The following is a 17954-nucleotide window of genomic DNA, read 5'->3' as shown; positions in this document are numbered from 1 at the left end:
CTCGCGGCGCTGCGCGCTGCGGGCAGGGGGACGACGCCAGTGCTGCGGGGCGGCCCTTGCACGGCGTCTGCTGGCCTGGCGCGTGCCGGTTGCATGGGGCGTGGGCAGAAGGAGCACTGAAATGAATACCCCGATGACCATCAAAGAAGTCGAGTACGAGCAGCCTGCCGAGGGCGCCGTCTGCTCCACCAAGCACGCCTGGGCGCGCGTGCCGCCCGAGCCGTCGCCGGCCGAGCGCGCGCTGCTCAAGGACAAGATCCGCCGCCTGCTGAAAGAGAAGAACGCCGTCATGGTCTCGCACTACTACGTGCACCCGGACCTGCAGGACCTGGCCGAGGAAACGGGCGGCATCGTCAGCGATTCGCTGGAAATGGCGCGCTTTGGCCGTGACCATGCGGCCCAGACGCTGGTGGTGAGCGGCGTGCGCTTCATGGGCGAGACGGCCAAGATCCTCTCGCCCGAGAAGACCGTGCTCATGCCCGACCTGGACGCCACCTGCTCGCTGGACCTGGGCTGCCCGGTCGACGAGTTCAGCGCCTTCTGCGACCAGCACCCGGACCGCACCGTTGTCGTCTATGCCAACACCAGCGCGGCCGTGAAGGCGCGCTCGGACTGGTTGGTCACATCGAGCTGCGCGCTCGACATCGTGCGCGCGCTCAAGGACGCGGGCCACAAGATCCTCTGGGCGCCCGACCGCCATCTGGGCGACTACATCCGGCGCGAGACCGGCGCCGACATGGTGTTCTGGAACGGCGCCTGCATCGTGCACGACGAGTTCAAGGCGCTCGAGCTCGAGCTGCTGAAAAAAGAGCACCCCCAGGCCAAGGTGCTGGTGCACCCCGAGAGCCCGGCCGAGGTCATCGCCCTGGCCGACGCCGTGGGCTCGACCAGCGCCATCCTCAAGGCCGCGCGCGAGCTCGACGCCACCGAGTTCATCGTCGCCACCGACAAGGGCATGATGCACAAGCTGCGCCAGCTCAACCCGGGCAAGACCTTCTACGAGGCGCCCACCGCCGGCAACAGCGCCACCTGCAAGAGCTGCGCCCACTGCCCCTGGATGGCCATGAACGGCCTGGCCGACGTGGCGCGCGTGCTCGAGACGGGCGCCAACGCCATCCACGTGGACCCGGCCATCATCCCGCGCGCGCGCCAGCCCATCGACCGCATGCTGGCCTTCACGGCTGCGCTCAAGAACGGCCAGCCGACCGGCGCGCTCGTGCCGCATCTGGGTGCGGCGTGATGCTGGTTTGGTGGCTCCAGTAGCGACGCCTGCAAAGCCCACCGTCATCCCCGCGCAAGCGGGGATCCAGGTGCCACACAACCAGTTGATTCGTCACCGCTGTGGATCCCCGCTTGCGCGGGGATGACGGGGCCAAGGGCGCAGGCCGTAATCCAGGGCAGGGGCCCCGCACCGCCCGCTTGATGTCCGTCATGTCCGGTTACGCCGCTTGCCTGGATCGGTAAAAAAATGCCACATCAAGGCCCTTGGAAGGCGCATAGTTTTCAATCCGTCTAATCGCGATTGCTGAATTTGTCAATCGTGGTTTGTGTTGTCAACGGAGTGGAAAGGATGTGCTATGCAAAATCGCTTGATGCTTTTGGCGGCCATGCTCGGGGGTATGACGGGTTTCGCCATGGCCCAGGGCGACAGCGCTGCCGCACCCACGGGGCAGGCCGCGACCGGCATGGGCCTGAGCCGCGCCGAAGTGCTGGCCGACCTTGAGAATTGGCACCGCGCCGGCCTGAGCTTCTGGCCCGCGTCATCGTCCGAGATCGACCGGGAATACGTGGGCGACTACCGTGCTGCCCTCGCGCGCTATGAGCAGCTGCGCGCCGGCCAGACCCGGCGCGAGTCCGTGGTCCAATACCAGAACATGCCGCGCCAATGAGCCCGCCCGCACATCCGGTCGGACCCGGTCCCCACAGGCGCCCGCCAACGCGGGCGCTTTTTTTGGCCGGCGGCAGGTGTGCCATGAATGGTTTGCTTTGGCTCAAGTAGCGATAACTGTTGATTTGTCCGGCCACGGCATGCAATGTCTTCAGAGCCCGTCATCCTCGCGAACGCGATCCAGGTGCCACCGCGGGTGCGGCTCATCAACAGACATCGCTGTCCGTGCATTTGCTTTTGAATTTATAGCTGCCTGCACTTGACTGGCGGGCGCTTGAAGTGGTTTTTCCTTGTATTCCCTGATCGACTTCGCGAATCCTCAGGCACCCGATGCGGCGCGCCTGCGCCATGCCTTTGCGCGGCCGCTGCGCACGCTGGCGGCGCAGCGGCCGGGCGAGGTGCGCGCCGTGCTCGATGCGGTGGAGGCCGCCGCCCGTGCCGGCCAGTGGTGCATCGGCTGGCTGCGCTACGAGGCCGCGCCCGCCTTCGATGCGGCGCTTGCCGTGCACGCCCAGCCCCAGGGCTGCCCGCCGCTCGCCTGGTTTGCCGTGTACGACGCGCCCGCGCCCTGGCCGGCCGATGCGCCCGCGGGCCAGGCCCGCATCGACTGGGACGAGGGCCTCGCACGTGCCGACTTCGACGCCGCCCTGGCGCAGATCCAGCAGGGCATTGGCGCGGGCCGCTACTACCAGGTCAACTACACCGCGCCGCTGCACGGCCGCATGGAGGGTGACACCCGCGCGCTGTTCGCCGCGCTGCGGCGCGCCCAGCCGGGCGGCTACGCCGCGCATATCGACGACGGCGCGGGGGGCGAGCTGCTGTCCGTCTCGCCCGAGCTGTTCTTCGACTGGCACGCCGCGCCCGACGGCAGGGGCGACATCCTCACCCGCCCCATGAAGGGCACGGCCGCGCGCGGCGCCACGCCCGAGCAGGACGCCGAGCAGGCCGCGCGTCTGCGTGCCAGCGCCAAGGAGCGCGCCGAGAACGTGATGATCGTGGACCTGCTGCGCAACGACCTCTCGCGCATAGCCGAGCCGCACAGCGTGCGCGTGCCGCGCCTCTTCCACACCGAGCGGCTGCCCACCGTGTGGCAGATGACCTCCGACGTGGCGGCGCGCACGCGCGCGGGCACGCGCCTGGCCGACGTGTTTGCCGCGCTGTTTCCCTGCGGCTCGGTCACGGGCGCGCCCAAGGTCGAGGCCATGCGCGCCATCCGCGCGCTCGAATCCGGCCCGCGCGGCGTGTACTGCGGCGCCCTGGGCCTCGTGCGGCCCGACCCCGCCGGCGCCCCCGGCGCCATCGCCGCCACCTTCAACGTGCCCATACGCACGCTGGAGCTGCACGCGGGCCAGGCGCGCTGCGGCATAGGCAGTGGCATCGTCTGGGGCGCCGACGCCAGCGCCGAATGGCGCGAATGGGCCGCCAAGCGCGCCTTCGTCGAGCGCGCGAGCGCCCCCTTCGACCTGCTGGAGACCCTGGGCCTGCACGATGGCCGGCCGCGCCACCGCGACGCGCATCTGGCGCGCATGCGCGAGGCCGCCGCCCATTTCGGCTACCCCTGGGACGGCGCGCGCGTGGCCGCCTGCCTGGACGCGCTGGCCGCCGCCCATCCGCATGGCGATTGGCGCGTGCGCCTGCTGGTCGATGCCGAAGGCGCGCCGCGCGCCGAGGCCTTCGCCCTGGCCGCCACGCCCACGCCGGTGCGCCTGGCGTTGGCCGATCGCCCCTTTGCCGCCGCGCACGGGGAATGGGTGCGCCACAAGACCACGCGCCGCGCGCACTACGCGGCCTTTGCGCCGCAGCCGGGCAGCGGAGTCTTCGACACCATCCTCTACAACGAAGCCGGCGAGCTCACCGAAACCACCTTCGGCAACATCGCCGCGCTGCTGGGTGGCCGCTGGGTCACACCGCCGCTTGCCTGTGGCCTGCTGCCCGGCGTGGGCCGCGCCGTGGCGCTGCAGCAGGGCCGCGTGAGCGAGGCGGTCGTGCGCCTGCAGGATGTGCCGCGCGTGCAGGCCTGGGCCTTCATCAACAGCCTGCGGGGGTGGCTCGATGCCACGCTGGAGCACAACCCGCAACCACCGGCGGACAAGCCTTAGCAATCCCTAGGGATTACCCTGAATTGTCACATTCGGGCTGTTCAATGGGCCCGGCCCCACCGCGGGTGGCTGGCCGGGCGTGGAGGCTGCGCGCAGCGCGCATCGCTCCTACCGGCTGTTCCCTTTCATTCCAATCCATGAACAGCATGAAACAAGCAATTTTGGCCCTTGCGGCACTCACGGCGACCGCGGGTGCGGCGGCTCAAGGCTCCAACGTGACCCTTTTCGGCGTCGTCGATGCCTCCGTCGGCCGCATCTCGACCTCGGGCAAGAGCGTCACCGGCATGGCCAATGGCGGCAACTCCAGCAGCCGCCTGGGTTTTCGCGGGGTGGAAGACCTCGGCGGCGGCCTCAAGGCGGGGTTCTGGCTCGAGGGCGGCGTGAACGTCGACGATGGCACGAGCGGGGGCTTCAAGTTCGACCGCCGCTCCACCTTGAGCCTGATGGGCAACTTCGGTGAGTTGCGCCTGGGCCGCGACAAGACGCCGACCTATCTGAATCTGGAGACCTTCCATGCCTTTGGCGACAGCGGCATGGGCGGCATCAACGCCCACAACCTGGTCGGCAGCTCCGCCGCGGGCACGGCCGAGGGCAGCGCGCCCAAGCGCTTCTCCAACAGCGTCGCCTATGTGTTGCCCAAGCTCGGCGGCTTCTATGGCCAGGTGGCTCACAGCTTTGGCGAGGAGGCGGGCGACAACAGCCTCAAGAGCGCCACGGGCCTGCGCCTGGGCTATGGCAACGGGCCGTTGAACGTGGCCGTCGCCTATGGCGTGACGCGCGGCGGCACGACGGCCGCGGGCGTGGACTACAAGGCCATGAACCTCGGCGCGTCCTACAAGATCGGTGACTTCACGCCCATGGTGCTGATTGCCTCCGAGCGTGGCGCCGGCAAGCGCGTGGACCTCTACAGCGTCGGCGTGAAGATGAAGCTGGGCGCGGGCGAGCTGCGCGCGGCCTACACCGACTACAACGACAAGAAGAGCGACAACGATTCCCAGCGCTTTGCGCTCGGCTATGGCTACCAGCTCTCCAAGCGCACCGAGATCTATGGCGCCGTGGCACGCATGAACAACGACGGCGCCGCCACGCGCAAGCTGGCCTCGTCACTGAGCCCGACACCAGCCGCGGGCAAGTCCCTGACGGGCTACGAGATCGGCATTCGCCACAACTTCTGATGGCGCGCGGCGGCGCAATGCCGCCGTTTTTACCGCCCTTGTGTGCGCCCTCACCGCCGCCCGGCGCCTGTCGGGCGGCGCTGCGCCGGCGACGCCTACAGCCGCTCCTTGATGTAGGACGGGCGGTCCATGTCCACGATCTCCACGCTCAGCTGCACCATCACGCCCGCGGGGCGCGGCGTGAGGCGGCGCAGCACCTGGGCGATGCGGTTGGCCAGGTCCTGCTTGGCCTCGGGGCTGCGGCCCGAGAGCAGGCGCAGCTGCGCGTGCACAAAGGCGCGGCCCGTCGGCACGGTGCCGACCTGAAACGTGGGCGCACAGCGCACAAAGCGGGTCTTGAGATCGGCCTCGTCCAGCACCTCGGGGCTGGCGCACACAGCCGCATTGAGCTCGGCGGCGGCCTGCCCCTCGGGGAAGGCGTTCAGGTTGGGGCTGTATTCGACGGTCAGATGGGGCATGGGGTGCTTTCTGGAACAAGGTTGTGAGGATGGGGCCCTGCAAGCGCGCAAGGCCTGTAGCCGAAGGCTCCGGGCTGGCGCCCGGACCGTGGTGGATTATGCAAACGGCAGGGCGGTGTGCCGTGGACTTTGGCAGCCATGGCCGCAGGGCGTGGCATTTGGCGCAGAACGTCGCTGGAGCCTGTAAGTGCTATCTGCCTGCACTTGTTGGTGTCCGGATGGACATCACTTCGGGAATGTGGTCAGCGGGTTCCGAATAGGCTGCACTCAGCACTGCATCCTTGCACTCCGGGCGCTTGGCCCACTCGGACACCATACGCCCACCAGAGGTGGCGTGAAGCGTGTCGTTGACTTCCTTGGCCCAGGTGGCGATCTGGTTCATGAGCTGTGGCGACACGGCTTGCTTCAGCCAGATTTGATCAAGGTCGATGCGTGAACCCAACTTCTCGGAAAGTACAGAGATCGTGTACGCCGTAATGTTGGCCTGAAAGGCTTGAAACATCGAACGAAGCATTTTCTGCGTATCACGATACAGCTTGGCCTTGGCGATCATGGCCTTGTAGTCGGCCACTGTTGGCAGCACAACCTCTTGGTTGTCGGTGGGAGAGAGCGCGGCCATGAATCGATCGAAGTTCTTTTGCGAACCCATGCTGACTATGTCCGGCTTGCAGGCCCAGGCGTTGAGATATTTGGCGAGGTCTGTCTTCGTGATGCGTCGTGAGGCGGGAATGGCGTCCTTCAGCGCCTTGAGGCGGGCAGGTGTGCTCCCTTCGCGCGCGAGCAGGGTGTTGTAGCTGCCCGCAGCACGTTCATAAAACCACTGGCTTACTCCGTCGGGACAATAGACAGAACGGGAAAGTCGTTCGATTTCGACATGAAATGGTTTGTTGGCAGAGAGGTCGGATTGGCGCACCGCGTTCTGGCTGTTCGCGTAACGGGATATGTCCGACACCAGCGCTTCCTCCTGAATCGCGTCCTGCGTTTTCATGACGATGATTTTTGCCGGTACCCGGACACGACTCAGATCCGTCCCTGGGTATTTCTTCTTGGTGAAATAGAGCGACGCCGTCGTTTGGCCGCCGTTGACGATCTGCAATCCTTTGAGCCAGGCAATGCCTTGCCCGCCTTGCAGGGTCTCCCCTAGCACCATCTCGTCGGCCACGACAACAATCCCGTTGTTGTAGGCCATGAAACGCTCCGGTGCATTGCGCAGTGTTGATTGGATTCCGGCGTTCACGCTCTTGCCTCTTACGCTCAGAAAGGATCGGACGTTTGCTTCCAGCAGGCGGGCTCCGAACTTTTCATAGAGAAGCCGCAACGCTTCGCCGGGAAACGCAGTCATTGCGTAGTCGTATTCATCGTTTTCGCTTGGCACGTAGATGCAGGGCAGCGGCGATCCGGCCACCTCCTTGAAGTTGACCACCAACTCGTCGCGTGGTTTCCCTTCCGATGTATGACGGTACAGCCGTTCGATGTCCATCACCTCAAGACGTACGGCCTTCCCGCTGATTTCACGAGTCCTGAAACTCTTGGACTTGGCCACCCTGTCTGTGATGACGTAGATGCGAATCTGCTCAAGGTCGTTGTAGATGTGCTGCAGGGTACTGGCCAGCGAGGCCACGTCACTGGACTGGTCCAGCCGTTGGGCAAGCTTCCCTTCAGCGCACAGCGTCAGGAAGCGCAGGCAGCGTTCCGCCGCAGTCATGGTTTCCGAATCAGGGATGGGCGTGGGTTCATCGACGCCGGCGTACAGGCTCACGAACAGATCGAGTTGCTCGGTGTCGTCGGAGATGGAGTAACCGCTCAGCCGCAGGATGGCTCTCTCCACGCTGCCTTCGTAGTGGCACTCGACGGGTTCAAAGGTCATGCCGATCTCCGACATGTGATCCATCACAATGCTGGCGAAAACCAGTTCTTCGTAGAGTGCACCCTCGCGCATTTGAGACTTGATGGCGGATCGCGTCTCGCGCAGGAACTCGGGCAGGCTTGAACTCATATGACTCCCAATCGTTTCAATGCATCGGCGGTTGGAGTGCTTGGCACCGCAACCTTGTTCAGATCAATTTCATAGGTGACATTCGTGACGCCCAGCGGCACTTTGCCCGGCGTCAGACGAGGGAAATCGTCATTGACCTCGACGACCCAAATGTCTGTCAGCGTGAAGCGGCGGATATGGCGGTTCGCGTGGACATCGAGGTAGCCTGCGGCGATCATTCGCTCGCCGAGCAGACGCATGGCCTTTGCGTCGTCTTCGGCCGCATTGCGAATCTCAGCCACCAGCTCAGGCAGGCTTTGTCCGGATTCGGTCTGGCGCAGTCGCACCCCGGCAAGGAACAGCGGTTGTCGCACAGAATCATCGAGCTGCCCCAGCGAGCCGATCTTGGCAGGAAAACCTGCGGTCGAGAGTGTCGCCTTGACCTCAATGGATCCAGTGCCGAGCTCGAAGTCCTGAATGCCGTTGAGCGGCCCGACCCACGATTCGACGGCAGCTGCCATTGGCACACCAGCGTCGATGATGGCTCGCAGGACAGCAAGTTCACCCACCAAACCGATTTCGGCCTCTGGGCTCAGGAACTGAGCGCCTTTGCGCATGAATTCCTGCCAGGCACGGATACGTGCAAGGAAGACATGCAGCAGCCGCTTCTCGTTGGCTCCGGACTCGGTGGCCATCGCGTGGACCACGTCTACCACCATGGCTGAGAAAAGCTCCAAGCTGCCATGCGCGCTGCGCGTGAGCGCGATCCAATTGTGACTGTCGCTGTGGTGGGTCACCCGTGAGACCGTGAAGCCCTGACCTTCGGGGAGATTCTCCGCTGCGGGGATCACGTCCGACGAAAAACTTGCCAGGAGCGCCTCGTTCCTTTCCGGGAAACTCAGACCGGCAAGCAATGAGCATGACCCAATCGTCGCGATGGAGATACTGCGCCAGCCCGAAGCGTCCGTGCTGTCCCGTAATGAGCTCCAAACGAGCTCGATGTCGTCATTCAGCAGGGCCATATTCGCTCGCCCAGAGCAGGTGGTCGACCGCGTATTCAACCTTCACGCCGGAGTCACTCGACGGGAAGCTGACACCGAACGCCATGACCGGATCCTTTCGCCCGGCCAGTGCAGTGCTACCCGACTGCTGGGGATCGAGAGGGTAGAGCAGCAGGAGGCCACGCTCCGGAGACGGTGCGATGCCATTGGATGCACATCCCTTGCCACGTATGTAGCGGATCGATGGACCGTTGGGTGCATCAGGCGTGCTGGGTTTTGCGCCATTCTTCTGGCGGCCTGCGTCGGGGTTGAACATATTTCTGGTGCGTTCCAGTGCCGCGGCCCAAGCGGCATTGTCCAAATCGATTGCTTCGTCGCGGGGCGACAGCAATCGCCCAATCGCGTATCTGTCTGCGATGTCCTTGTCGGCGCTGCGCTTGGGCATGGCCTTGATGGTCAGTCCGCCGGGGAAAGTGTGATTGCCGCCTTCACCGCCACCCAGCAGGGCAACCGTCCAGGACGTCAGTTCGCCTGTCTCAGTCATGGTGTGGATGAAATCACGCAGGAGTGTGCTGTTGACCTTGCGGGCCTTTGGGTGGGTAGTGAAGGATTCGAGAAAGTCGGTAATGTGGTCGGCCGGAACTTCGTTCCAGAGAAAGCCCTCCCACTGTTGCTCCAGGGATCCACGAATGCGGCTTGGATTGATCTCGTCCGGCGTACCACATGCCGCAATGAGCCTGTTCACGGCTTCCAGGTTCCGATCGAGAACCTCATTGTCGTTGTGTATGGAAACGGTTTCGAGCAAGTCTCCACTGAACGAAAGCTGCAGGTTCTTGGCTGTTCGCATCTTCAGGGGCGAAGTCACCAGAAGGATCGGATGGGACTGCACGCGCAGGCCATAGTCCCGTGGCGTTGCGCCGCTCTCGGCCATTGCATCAAACTCCTCTCGCAGTTCCTCGGATGCATCGGCGATATGTCCAAACCACTCGATGAGATCCTCAGTGGTGTAGAGGCGACAGAGGTCGATGTACCCCGGTCGGTAGCCGAACCAGCGGCCCATCTGCATCAGCGTGTCATACATCTTCGTGGTGCGCACGAAGTAACTGGTACACAGGCCTTCCAGCGTCAGCCCGCGCGCGAGCTTGTCGCCACCTGTTGATTTCCATGCAAAGCTGACCCACCATTTCCATCGAATCTTGACCCACCCTGGTTCGTGAGCTTCACGCTCACGTTGTGGATAAGTTCTTGGCCGCCTTCTCCTTTCTGGTGGTCTGTGGTGATTGCTGTGCGGAGCTGTTCTTGAACCTGTAGCTGTCGTTGCCGGTTTCCAGAATATGGCAGTGATGCGTGAGCCGGTCCAGCAGCGCCGTGGTCATCTTGGCATCTCCGAACACATTGGCCCACTCGCTAAAGCTCAGGTTGGTGGTGATCACGACGCTCGTGCGCTCGTACAGCTTGGACAGCAGGTGGAACAGCAAAGCTCCTCCTGACGTACTGAACGGCAGGTAGCCCAGCTCATCCAGGATCACCAGGTCAGCATAGGCCAGGCGGTGCGCGATCTGCCCCGGCTTGCCCTGGGCCTTCTCCTCTTCCAGTGCATTGACCAGCTCCACCGTGGAGAAGAACCGCACCCTGCGGTGATGGTGCTCAATGGCTTGCACCCCGAGGGCCGTGGCAATGTGGGTCTTGCCCGTACCCGGTCCACCCACCAGCACCACGTTGTTGGCGTTCTCCAAGAATTCGCAGCGGTGCAACTGGCGTACCAGTGCCTCGTTAACCTCGCTGTGGCTGAAGTCAAAGCCCGCTAGGTCCCGGTATGCAGGGAACCTGGCCACCTTGATCTGGTAGGCCACCGAGCGCACTTCGCGCTCGGCGGTCTCGGCTTTGAGCAGTTGGGACAGGATGGGCTGTGCGGCGTCGAAGGCCGGTGCACCTTGCTCGGCCAGCTCCGCAACCGCCTGGGCCATGCCGTGCATCTTGAGCTCGCGCAGCATGATCACGATAGAAGCGATGGCAGGGTCATGACGCATAGCGCACCTCCCTCAATTGGTCGTAACGACGCACATTGGCTTGGGGTTCCACCGCCAGCTTGAGGGCCTGCGGCGATGTGACCGGTGCTGGAGCGGGCTTGCCGTCCAGCAAGCGGTGCAGCACGTTCAGGATGTGCGTCTTGCTGGCAGCCCCTGACTCCAGTGCCAACTCCACTGCAGCGAGCACAGCCTGTTCATCGTGGTGCAGCACGAGAGCCAGTACCTCCACCATCTCCCGGTCGCCGCCGGGTTGCTTGAGCAAGGTGGCCTGCAGTCGCTTGAAGGCCGCTGGTAGCTCCAGGAATGGGGCGCCGTTGCGCAAAGCTCCTGGTTTGCGCTGCAGCACCGCCAGGTAGTGGCGCCAGTCATAGACGGTCTGCCCAGCGCCATGGTGGTTGCGCTCGATCAGGCGCTGGTGTTCACAGATGATCTGGCCTTCGGCAGCGACCACCAGGCGATCGGCATAGACCCGCAGGCTCACCGGTCGATTGGCATACGGCGCCGGCACGCTGTAGCGATTGCGCTCGAAGTGGACCAAGCAGGTGGGTGAGACGCGCTTGGTGTGCTCCACAAAGCCATCGAAGGGCCGGGGCATCGGCATCAAGGTTGCCTTCTCTTGAGCCCAGACATCCGCGACGGTGCCCGGCAGCTTGCCGTGCTCGATCTCGTGCCACAGCGCCACGCAGCGCTCTTCAAGCCAGGCATTGAGATCGGACAGGCTTAGGAATGGCGGCACCACCTGCCACAGGCGATGGCGGGCATCGCGCACGTTCTTCTCCACTTGGCCCTTCTCCCAGCCCGACGCCGGATTGCAGAACTCGGCCTCGAACAGGAAGTGGCTGACCATGGCCGCAAAGCGCGCATTGACGTCGCGCTCTTTGCCACGGCGCACCCGGTCTACAGCGGTGCGCATGTTGTCGTAGATGCCTCGACGGGGCACGCCACCCAGGACTACGAATGCATGGTTGTGGGCATCGAACAGCATCTCGTGCGTCTGCAGGGGGTAGGCGCGCAGGTAGAACGCTCGGCTGTGGCTGAGCTTGAAGTGGGCTACCTGCAGCTTGGTGCGCACGCCAGCGAGAACAGCCCAGTCCTCGCTCCAGTCGAACTGGAAGGCCTCACCCGGGCCGAAGGTCAGGGGAACGAAGGTGCCGCGGCCAGTGGTCTGCTGGGCCACAAGGCGCTGCTCGTGCCAGAGGCGGGCGAAGGCCGCCACACGGTTGTAGGAGCCGCCATAACCGAGCGCCTGCAGATCCAGGTACATCTGCTTGATGGTGCGCCGCTGCTTGCGGGATCGGCCAGCTTCCGTCTTGAGCCAGCCGGCGAGCTTCAAGGCGAAGGGATCTAGCTTGGATGGACTGACCCGCTTGGCATAGTGCGGCTCGGCCTCGCCTGCGCGCAGGTACTTGCGGATGGTGTTGCGCGAGAGGCCCGTGCGGCGGGCGATCTCCCTGATGGACAGCTGCTCTCGCAGGGCCCAGCGCCTGATGACACTCAGTGTTGCCACGTCTATCACTCCTGGTCTCCTGCTGCTCAACAAAGCAGCAGGTTAGGGTTAGTACGTGGGTCAGGTTTGGATGGAAATCCTGGGGGTTAGTGGGTCACTTCTGCGTGGAAATCAACACGCCACCGATGGCGATGACTTTGAGTCCTCTTGCACCTTGCTCTGCGTAGTCAAGTGCATCTTTCGCTTGACCGTTCACCATGCGCACATCGATGTCTGACAGGACGTCAGGCAGCTTGGCGAGGACTTCGGCCCACGGCGTTGAGGAAGGCTGCTCCTCGGATTCGGTCAGTTTGGTGGCGATTGCCTCGGTGGTAGGAACAAAGTCGGATTCCCAAAGCTCACGCAACTGATCAATCAGCGCCTCATGGTCGATGCAGCGAGTGATTCGCAGCTTCATTTTCTGGACGAAGTCCTCGACCTGGCGGTGGACTTCCTTTTGGACGAGTGTGAAGCGTGTAACGTGAACGAGCATTGATGAGTGCTGCGCCGCTTGACCGCGAACCTCCCGGGCCGCGCACGCCAGGACGAAGGCTTGGATGGCCTCGCGCAAAGAGGGCGGTATCTCGTCCTGCCCCATGTGGCGTGGCGTGTGGTCTTTTTTGTGCTTCGGAGGCATCCAGCCCCCGCGCTCATCTTTGCTGGCGTGATCCTGGAAAACTCGCGTGAGTGGCAGGCCGCTGCGTCCTTCCGGGGTTCGCAATCCGAAGACACGTGCTGGGCCAACATAGTTGGATGGCGCGGCCAGGTTGACGATGAACGACTGCGGGAAGAGGTCGGGGCCTTCTTCGGGTGTTTCGTTCTGTCGGTGGATGAAGATATTTGCGAACGGCGTTGCGGTGTAGCCGACGTAGGCCTTCTTGGCGAAGATGTTGAGGATCTTGCGGATCCTGCTGTTGATTGCCTTGGGCTCGTGATCCTCATCGGGCTTGCCATCGGCGTCGATGTGCTGCTCGCCGGTGTCCACCGATGCGTGGTCGGCCTCGTCGTCGATCAGCAGCAACGGCAGGTTCGAGACGAAGCGCTTGCCTTGTTCGTCGGTGGTGTCTGCGACATGGCTGCGGATCCACTTGAGCAGTCGCTCCAAGACAATTTTGTGTTTCTTGACTACAAAGAGCCAAGGGCGCTCTTCCGGAGAGATGGCCAGGTGCCTCGCGATCCTGGTGTTGAAGTCGCCGGCGTTGGTACGGTTGGTTGCGCAGTTGGGCTTGATCTCGAAGTCGCGGCCTTGTTCTCCGACGCCGATCAGCTTGACGATGTCGCCCGTAGCCGAGGTTTCGTAGCCAAGAAAACCCTCTTCGAGGCGAATCTGCGTCTGCGAGCGCAGGTTGTTGTGCAGACCCGCCAGAACGATGATGATCTTGTAGCCAGAGTCCGCCGCCTTGCATATCAGGCCGGAGTAGTTTGCAGTCTTTCCGGACTGGACATGGCCCACCACCAAGCCGCGCCGATCCCAGGCGCCCCCACGGTTGGGATCCTCCATGAGTCCGAGGATACGATCCGTGGAGATGTCCACGGCATCGACAGCTGTCGCCGACATTTTCCGATCCAGCATGTCACGGTATCGTGGCCAGTATCGCCAGCTCTTCTTGCGTGCTGCATTGAGCCAGGGTTCATGGCCGGTTGTGTCGGAGAGCGCAGTGTCCTGCCCAATCCACAGACTGAATCGCCGTATCAGCTCGGCACAGGCCGCTGCCTTGTCTATGGTGTCTTCGCTGCCCGGTGCGACCACCGATGCTGCGAGTGTCACCTTCTCGGTGATCAAGGTGGTGGTAATTGGCCCCTTGTCTTTTTCCGCAATGAGCAAGCTCTGTGCGATGTTGAGTGTCGTCGCAGTCAGTGTGCTGAACTCTGGCATTGATTCTCCCTATTGTTATTTGTTGGCCTAGATCCTTGTGGGGTCGTCAAGCTGCGCGACCAGCAATGGATAGTTTTGGAATGGCTCGGTTGACAGCAGTGACTGCTTTGCAATCTCGGCGGACATGCCTCGCCGGCCGACCATGTCGGCGAAGATCGTTGCCAATACGGCTGCCACAGCTGCAGGCGGGTCGCTCGTGAAGCCTGTCTTTGGGGTGTCCTTGTTCTCGGCTGTGTCGAGCCAGATCCGTTGGACTGGTACCGACTCCTCGATTACCCGCAACATTGCCTTGACCAAAGGCTCCAGGTCGCCAGCGCTGTTCAAGACGGCCGCAATTGCAGGGTGAGTTGGCTCGATCCGATAGCGGATCCCGTCCTTCGTATGGTCTACTCTCCAGGCCTGTGCGATGGGGGTGTTGCGCTGCGTGGGCATTGGTGCTCCGCGATAGGCGAATACCCGGCGGGCGCGCTCACGCGTATCTTCAGCCAGACGGGTCAGCCACTGGCGCAGTGCGACGGGGGGGCGGGCGATTGACTTGCGCACGTCGATCTTCCAGTCGGCATCGGCCGTGTTGGGAATGTCGAGTTGAATGCGCGCAAGGCGGTGGGCATCTTCGCGGTTCCACGCTTTCGAGTTGCCGAGTCCGAGCCAGCCGCCGGCTACCAGGAGCCGTTCGTTGCGGTAGACGTAAAAGCCCTGCTGCGCAGTCCAGCCCGCTGGGCCTTCGTTTTTCCTGAACTCGTCCTTTGTCAGCTTGTCGTGGTGGGGCAGGACATGGCACTGTGCCGTAACCAGTCCCGCGTCCGTCTGCATGGCTGCGGGTGGCGAGATCCACGGCTTGGCAGGATGACCTGACATGAATGGATCCCAGGGAGCGATGGGACGGTTGTTGATGAACAGCCTCATTCGTGCGCGAGAACCTTGCAGCAGGCGATGGAAGACCATGGCCAAATGTGCTTCGACCACTACTGTCATTGCCAGGAAGTCGTCGACCGTGTAGCCAGTGGTGATGATCCGGTCGAGCTGCTCCCAGAGCACCAGCGTCCCGGCAGCCTTGCCGTCGAGGGGGGCTAGGTACTGTTCGGAACCTTCGGCAGGTCCTTCAAAAAGCAGCCAATCGCTTTGTGGAGTGGCTGCCAACTCATCGAGATCCCAGCGCAGACAGCTTCGCTTGCCGTCCTTTGTGCTGGCGACGGTCAGCCGCCGACACTGTGAGAGCGACGCAGTTTTCAACCCCATTCCGAAGCGTCCAAGGTCATCTGCCGCGCGTTGAGTCAAGGGGTTCTTGTCGCCGAGCCGCATGGCTCCTTCGAGTTCGGGGTCGCTCATGCCGCGCCCGTCGTCGAGGATCAGCACGCGGCTGTTGGCCCCCTCCCACAGGAAATCGATCCGGACCTCTCTGGCTCCGGCCGAGATGCTGTTGTCAACGATGTCGGCCAAAGCCGTCGCTGTCGAATAGCCCAGACCTCGGAGGGATTCCAGCATCGCCATCGCATGCGGCGGTGCCTTGCGCGTGGTTCCCGTCACTCTTCATGCACCTTCGATGGATTTGTCAGGACTTTTGCATCCCTTTTGCGAGCGGTGGTGCTTGCATTGGGCGCCGTACCCAGCACAGCACGCGCGAAGGGTTCCAGTCGGGCGGGGTGCTTGAGGTGTGTGATTGCCTTGGCCTCGATCTGCCGGATTCGTTCCCGTGTCACATCGAATCGCTTGCCGATCTCGTCCAGAGTCAGTGCATCGTGGACTCCGATGCCAAACCGCAGCCGCAGGACTTTTTCGGCCTTTTGCCCCTTTGTTCGCAAGGATGAGATGTAGCTCGCGAGAGCCTTCTCCCGCTGCATGGCGTTGACAAGGTCTGCGGGATCCGGCGCCGTGTAGCCTTCGCGTGCGTCGATGGCGATCATTTCATCTATGGTGTGCTCGTCGATGGGAAGGGGCTCGGGTGAGATGCGCAGTAGTTTTGCGACGGTCTCGGATGGCATCCCGGTACGCATGGCCAACTCATCGACTGTCGGCTCGCGACCGGCAGTCTCTTCGAGAGACTGTGTCGAGCGTGCCAGCAGCTGGATTTTTTCGTGGATGTGAACCGGTACTCGTATGGTTCTGGCCTTGTCGGCGATGTAACGACCGATCTGCTGGCGTATCCACCAGGTGGCGTAGGTCGAGAACCGAAAGCCGCGGCGCCAGTCGTAGCGGTCGACTGCCTTGAGCAAGCCGATGTTTCCCTCCTGTGTCAGATCGTCCAGTGGCTCGCCACTGTAGAGGTGCTTCTTCGCGTGGAAAAAGGCCAGCTTCAGATTGGCCGCAGTCATCCGATCCCTGGCTCTTCTGAATGCAGACATCGCCTTTTCATATCCAGGGCAGCGCCCTGAACCGTTGGCTGTATCGCCCAGTTCCAGGAGGAAGCGGCGGTCGAGACGCATATCTGCAAGCGCCTGGCGTATTTGTTTGGTCGATGCCTCCGCAGGGTCACTCCCTTCCATGAGCAGGGTCAACCGTCGATGTGCGTCGACGAAGGCGGAGCTGCCAATGGCGATCAATGGCTCATCAGTACGCTCGTCGTTCTCGTCTGTTGCGCCCTCGCAATTCATTTGTCCTGGTATTTCGGTGTCCAGGTTGTCTGCCGCCGTCAATCCGGGGCCGGTAGCGCCGCCAACCGAGATGGAGGCAAGCGGTCGCGAGCCAGTGATGGCGTCGGCGCCCGCTGCCAACGTCCGATTGATGCCATCGGGCCAGGTTGACAGTGCATCGAGCGCAGATTCCAGGGCGGCCTCCATCGCCTTTGCAAGCAGTATTTCCTCCTCTGCAGAGAGCAACTTCAGTTGCTGGAATTCGCGTTGGTAGATCAACAGCGGCAAATGACGGCGTGATGTCGCGCCATCGATCATGGCGAGAGCCTGGTCGAGGATTTCTTTCTCGTCGGATGTCTCTTCTGGATTGACGAATACCTCGAGAGATCCGGAGTATTCGAGACGCTCGTCCACCTCGGCACCAAGGTCGTTGATGACCATGGTCACGTACGCCTCGGCTTCTGGATTGGCGGAATGATCGTCATTCGATGCCAGGGACTGCACATTCAGCGCTGGCACGCTGCCCTCGCGCAGTGCCCTGAGCAGTAGCAGTCGCAGCTTTGCTCGGCCTTCGATGTTGTCCGCGCGAACCAGTGGCGGCACTGCCTCGGGCAGGTCTATTTCGATGTCGTCCCATTCCGCCGAGGAATCGATCGGCCTGTGAGCAGTGATGGCGGTCTGGATCGCGCGGGCCGCATCCACTACCACGTGGTTGATCTCAGGACGACTTGGTTCGCTTTCTGCTTCCCAGCCAGAGAGATCGAACGCGCCGGTGTCCACTGTGTTTGCGCCCGCAGAGAATGGTATTGGTGCCTCGATCGACGTATGTGCGACCGTGGATTCGTGCGCGGTGGGTTGGGAGGTTGTCTCTTCAGAATGGTTCGATGTGGCCACCGCAATGGTGTTGACCGACGGCAGAACAGGCTCCGTGAGCAACTCCGGAGCGACCCGAACCCAACTCTGTGGCTCTAGGGTTGCGATGGACCTTTGTCCGCATGTTGCGGCAAGGATGGCTGCTGCAGCATCCGAACCGGCGGCGATGGCTATTTCCAGGGCCGTCTTGCCTGTGGGGTCGACCAGTCCGTGATGAACACCGGCGTCCAGCAGTTGCTTGCAGATCGCTGGATTGTTGCGCGCCGCCGCGAGCATGAGGGGTGTCATGCCGTTGGCATCACGTGCGTTGAGGTCGTCACCCCGGGTGATGTGGAGTTGAAGTGCGCTTTTCACGCCCGCCACGACGGCCATTCTCAGGAAGTGGTTGAGGGGCCGGGCATTGGCCGTAGTTTGTTCATTCATTTGGAAAGGATTCCCCTCCCTGGGAATATTCGGGCGTTGCTCATTGCACAGCAGCTGCGTTTTCGCAAGCTACGGTCAGGCACAGGATCTACCTACGTGC

The 17954-nt window shown here is 62.9% G+C and carries 13 protein-coding genes; 4 read left to right on the top strand and 9 right to left on the bottom strand.

Translation table 11 applies throughout. The features are described 5' to 3' along the window. Window positions 1-121: 121 nt before the first annotated feature. The 4 genes from nadA to ABUE11_RS14155 all read left to right on the top strand — a co-directional run bounded on the left by nadA (window position 122) and on the right by ABUE11_RS14155 (window position 5162). Window positions 122-1240 carry a quinolinate synthase NadA gene (gene nadA, locus ABUE11_RS14170; protein WP_367065921.1) on the top strand — a complete coding sequence of 373 codons (1119 nt, stop codon included), beginning with the start codon at window positions 122-124 and terminating at the stop codon, window positions 1238-1240. Window positions 1241-1619: 379 nt separating this feature from the next. Further along, window positions 1620-1889, top strand: coding sequence for a hypothetical protein (locus ABUE11_RS14165; protein WP_367065920.1), 270 nt, complete (start codon window positions 1620-1622; stop codon window positions 1887-1889). Between the two features lie 289 nt (window positions 1890-2178). Further along, on the top strand, window positions 2179-3987 hold the full coding sequence (locus ABUE11_RS14160; protein WP_367065919.1) for a chorismate-binding protein: 1809 nt from the start codon (window positions 2179-2181) through the stop codon (window positions 3985-3987). A gap of 146 nt (window positions 3988-4133) precedes the next feature. Further along, a complete protein-coding gene (locus ABUE11_RS14155) occupies window positions 4134-5162 on the top strand; it encodes a porin (protein WP_367065917.1) in 1029 nt (342 codons plus the stop codon). Between the two features lie 95 nt (window positions 5163-5257). Here the strand turns inward: ABUE11_RS14155 and ABUE11_RS14150 are convergent, their stop codons facing one another. The 9 genes from ABUE11_RS14150 to ABUE11_RS14110 all read right to left on the bottom strand — a co-directional run bounded on the left by ABUE11_RS14150 (window position 5258) and on the right by ABUE11_RS14110 (window position 17854). Further along, the gene (locus tag ABUE11_RS14150) at window positions 5258-5620 is read right to left on the bottom strand and encodes a 5-carboxymethyl-2-hydroxymuconate Delta-isomerase (protein WP_367065916.1); all 363 of its coding nucleotides are present in this window, start codon (window positions 5618-5620) and stop codon (window positions 5258-5260) included. A 190-nt stretch (window positions 5621-5810) separates the two neighbouring features. Then, window positions 5811-7616 carry an AIPR family protein gene (locus ABUE11_RS14145; RefSeq protein WP_367065915.1) on the bottom strand — a complete coding sequence of 602 codons (1806 nt, stop codon included), beginning with the start codon at window positions 7614-7616 and terminating at the stop codon, window positions 5811-5813. After that, window positions 7613-8617 (bottom strand): PD-(D/E)XK motif protein, encoded by a 1005-nt coding sequence (locus ABUE11_RS14140; RefSeq protein ID WP_367065914.1) that lies wholly within the window; start codon window positions 8615-8617, stop codon window positions 7613-7615. Before ABUE11_RS14140 ends, ABUE11_RS14145 begins: the two co-directional genes overlap by 4 nt. Further along, complete coding sequence (locus tag ABUE11_RS14135) at window positions 8601-9692, bottom strand: Z1 domain-containing protein (RefSeq protein WP_367065913.1); 1092 nt, start codon at window positions 9690-9692, stop codon at window positions 8601-8603. The genes ABUE11_RS14140 and ABUE11_RS14135 overlap by 17 nt, the downstream gene beginning before the upstream one ends. A gap of 130 nt (window positions 9693-9822) precedes the next feature. Then, window positions 9823-10626: an IS21-like element helper ATPase IstB gene (istB, locus tag ABUE11_RS14130; RefSeq protein WP_367065472.1), complete on the bottom strand. Its 804-nt coding sequence runs from the start codon at window positions 10624-10626 to the stop codon at window positions 9823-9825. After that, window positions 10616-12142, bottom strand: coding sequence for an IS21 family transposase (gene istA / locus ABUE11_RS14125; RefSeq protein WP_367065473.1), 1527 nt, complete (start codon window positions 12140-12142; stop codon window positions 10616-10618). The genes istB and istA overlap by 11 nt, the downstream gene beginning before the upstream one ends. 85 nt (window positions 12143-12227) lie before the next feature. Then, window positions 12228-13988 (bottom strand): Z1 domain-containing protein, encoded by a 1761-nt coding sequence (locus tag ABUE11_RS14120; protein WP_367065912.1) that lies wholly within the window; start codon window positions 13986-13988, stop codon window positions 12228-12230. 27 nt (window positions 13989-14015) lie between these two features. Beyond that, entirely contained in the window at window positions 14016-15479 is a 1464-nt protein-coding gene (locus ABUE11_RS14115; RefSeq protein WP_367065911.1) for an ATP-binding protein, read from the bottom strand. A gap of 32 nt (window positions 15480-15511) precedes the next feature. Further along, complete coding sequence (locus tag ABUE11_RS14110) at window positions 15512-17854, bottom strand: sigma-70 family RNA polymerase sigma factor (protein WP_367065910.1); 2343 nt, start codon at window positions 17852-17854, stop codon at window positions 15512-15514. Window positions 17855-17954: the final 100 nt, after the last annotated feature.

Source organism: Oryzisolibacter sp. LB2S (assembly GCF_040732315.1).
GTDB classification, from domain to species: domain Bacteria; phylum Pseudomonadota; class Gammaproteobacteria; order Burkholderiales; family Burkholderiaceae_C; genus Alicycliphilus; species Alicycliphilus soli.
The sequence above is the reverse complement of the archived record's forward strand: the minus strand, read 5'-3'. Positions and strand labels throughout refer to the sequence as shown.

Coding starts and splice junctions, on each gene's coding strand:
- nadA (WP_367065921.1), top strand. CDS start 122: ATGAATACCCCGATGACCATCAAAGAAGTCGAGTACGAGCAGCCTGCC.
- ABUE11_RS14165 (WP_367065920.1), top strand. CDS start 1,620: ATGACGGGTTTCGCCATGGCCCAGGGCGACAGCGCTGCCGCACCCACG.
- ABUE11_RS14155 (WP_367065917.1), top strand. CDS start 4,134: ATGAAACAAGCAATTTTGGCCCTTGCGGCACTCACGGCGACCGCGGGT.
- ABUE11_RS14150 (WP_367065916.1), bottom strand. CDS start 5,620: ATGCCCCATCTGACCGTCGAATACAGCCCCAACCTGAACGCCTTCCCC.
- ABUE11_RS14145 (WP_367065915.1), bottom strand. CDS start 7,616: ATGAGTTCAAGCCTGCCCGAGTTCCTGCGCGAGACGCGATCCGCCATC.
- ABUE11_RS14140 (WP_367065914.1), bottom strand. CDS start 8,617: ATGGCCCTGCTGAATGACGACATCGAGCTCGTTTGGAGCTCATTACGG.
- istB (WP_367065472.1), bottom strand. CDS start 10,626: ATGCGTCATGACCCTGCCATCGCTTCTATCGTGATCATGCTGCGCGAG.
- ABUE11_RS14120 (WP_367065912.1), bottom strand. CDS start 13,988: ATGCCAGAGTTCAGCACACTGACTGCGACGACACTCAACATCGCACAG.
- ABUE11_RS14115 (WP_367065911.1), bottom strand. CDS start 15,479: ATGGCGATGCTGGAATCCCTCCGAGGTCTGGGCTATTCGACAGCGACG.
- ABUE11_RS14110 (WP_367065910.1), bottom strand. CDS start 17,854: ATGAATGAACAAACTACGGCCAATGCCCGGCCCCTCAACCACTTCCTG.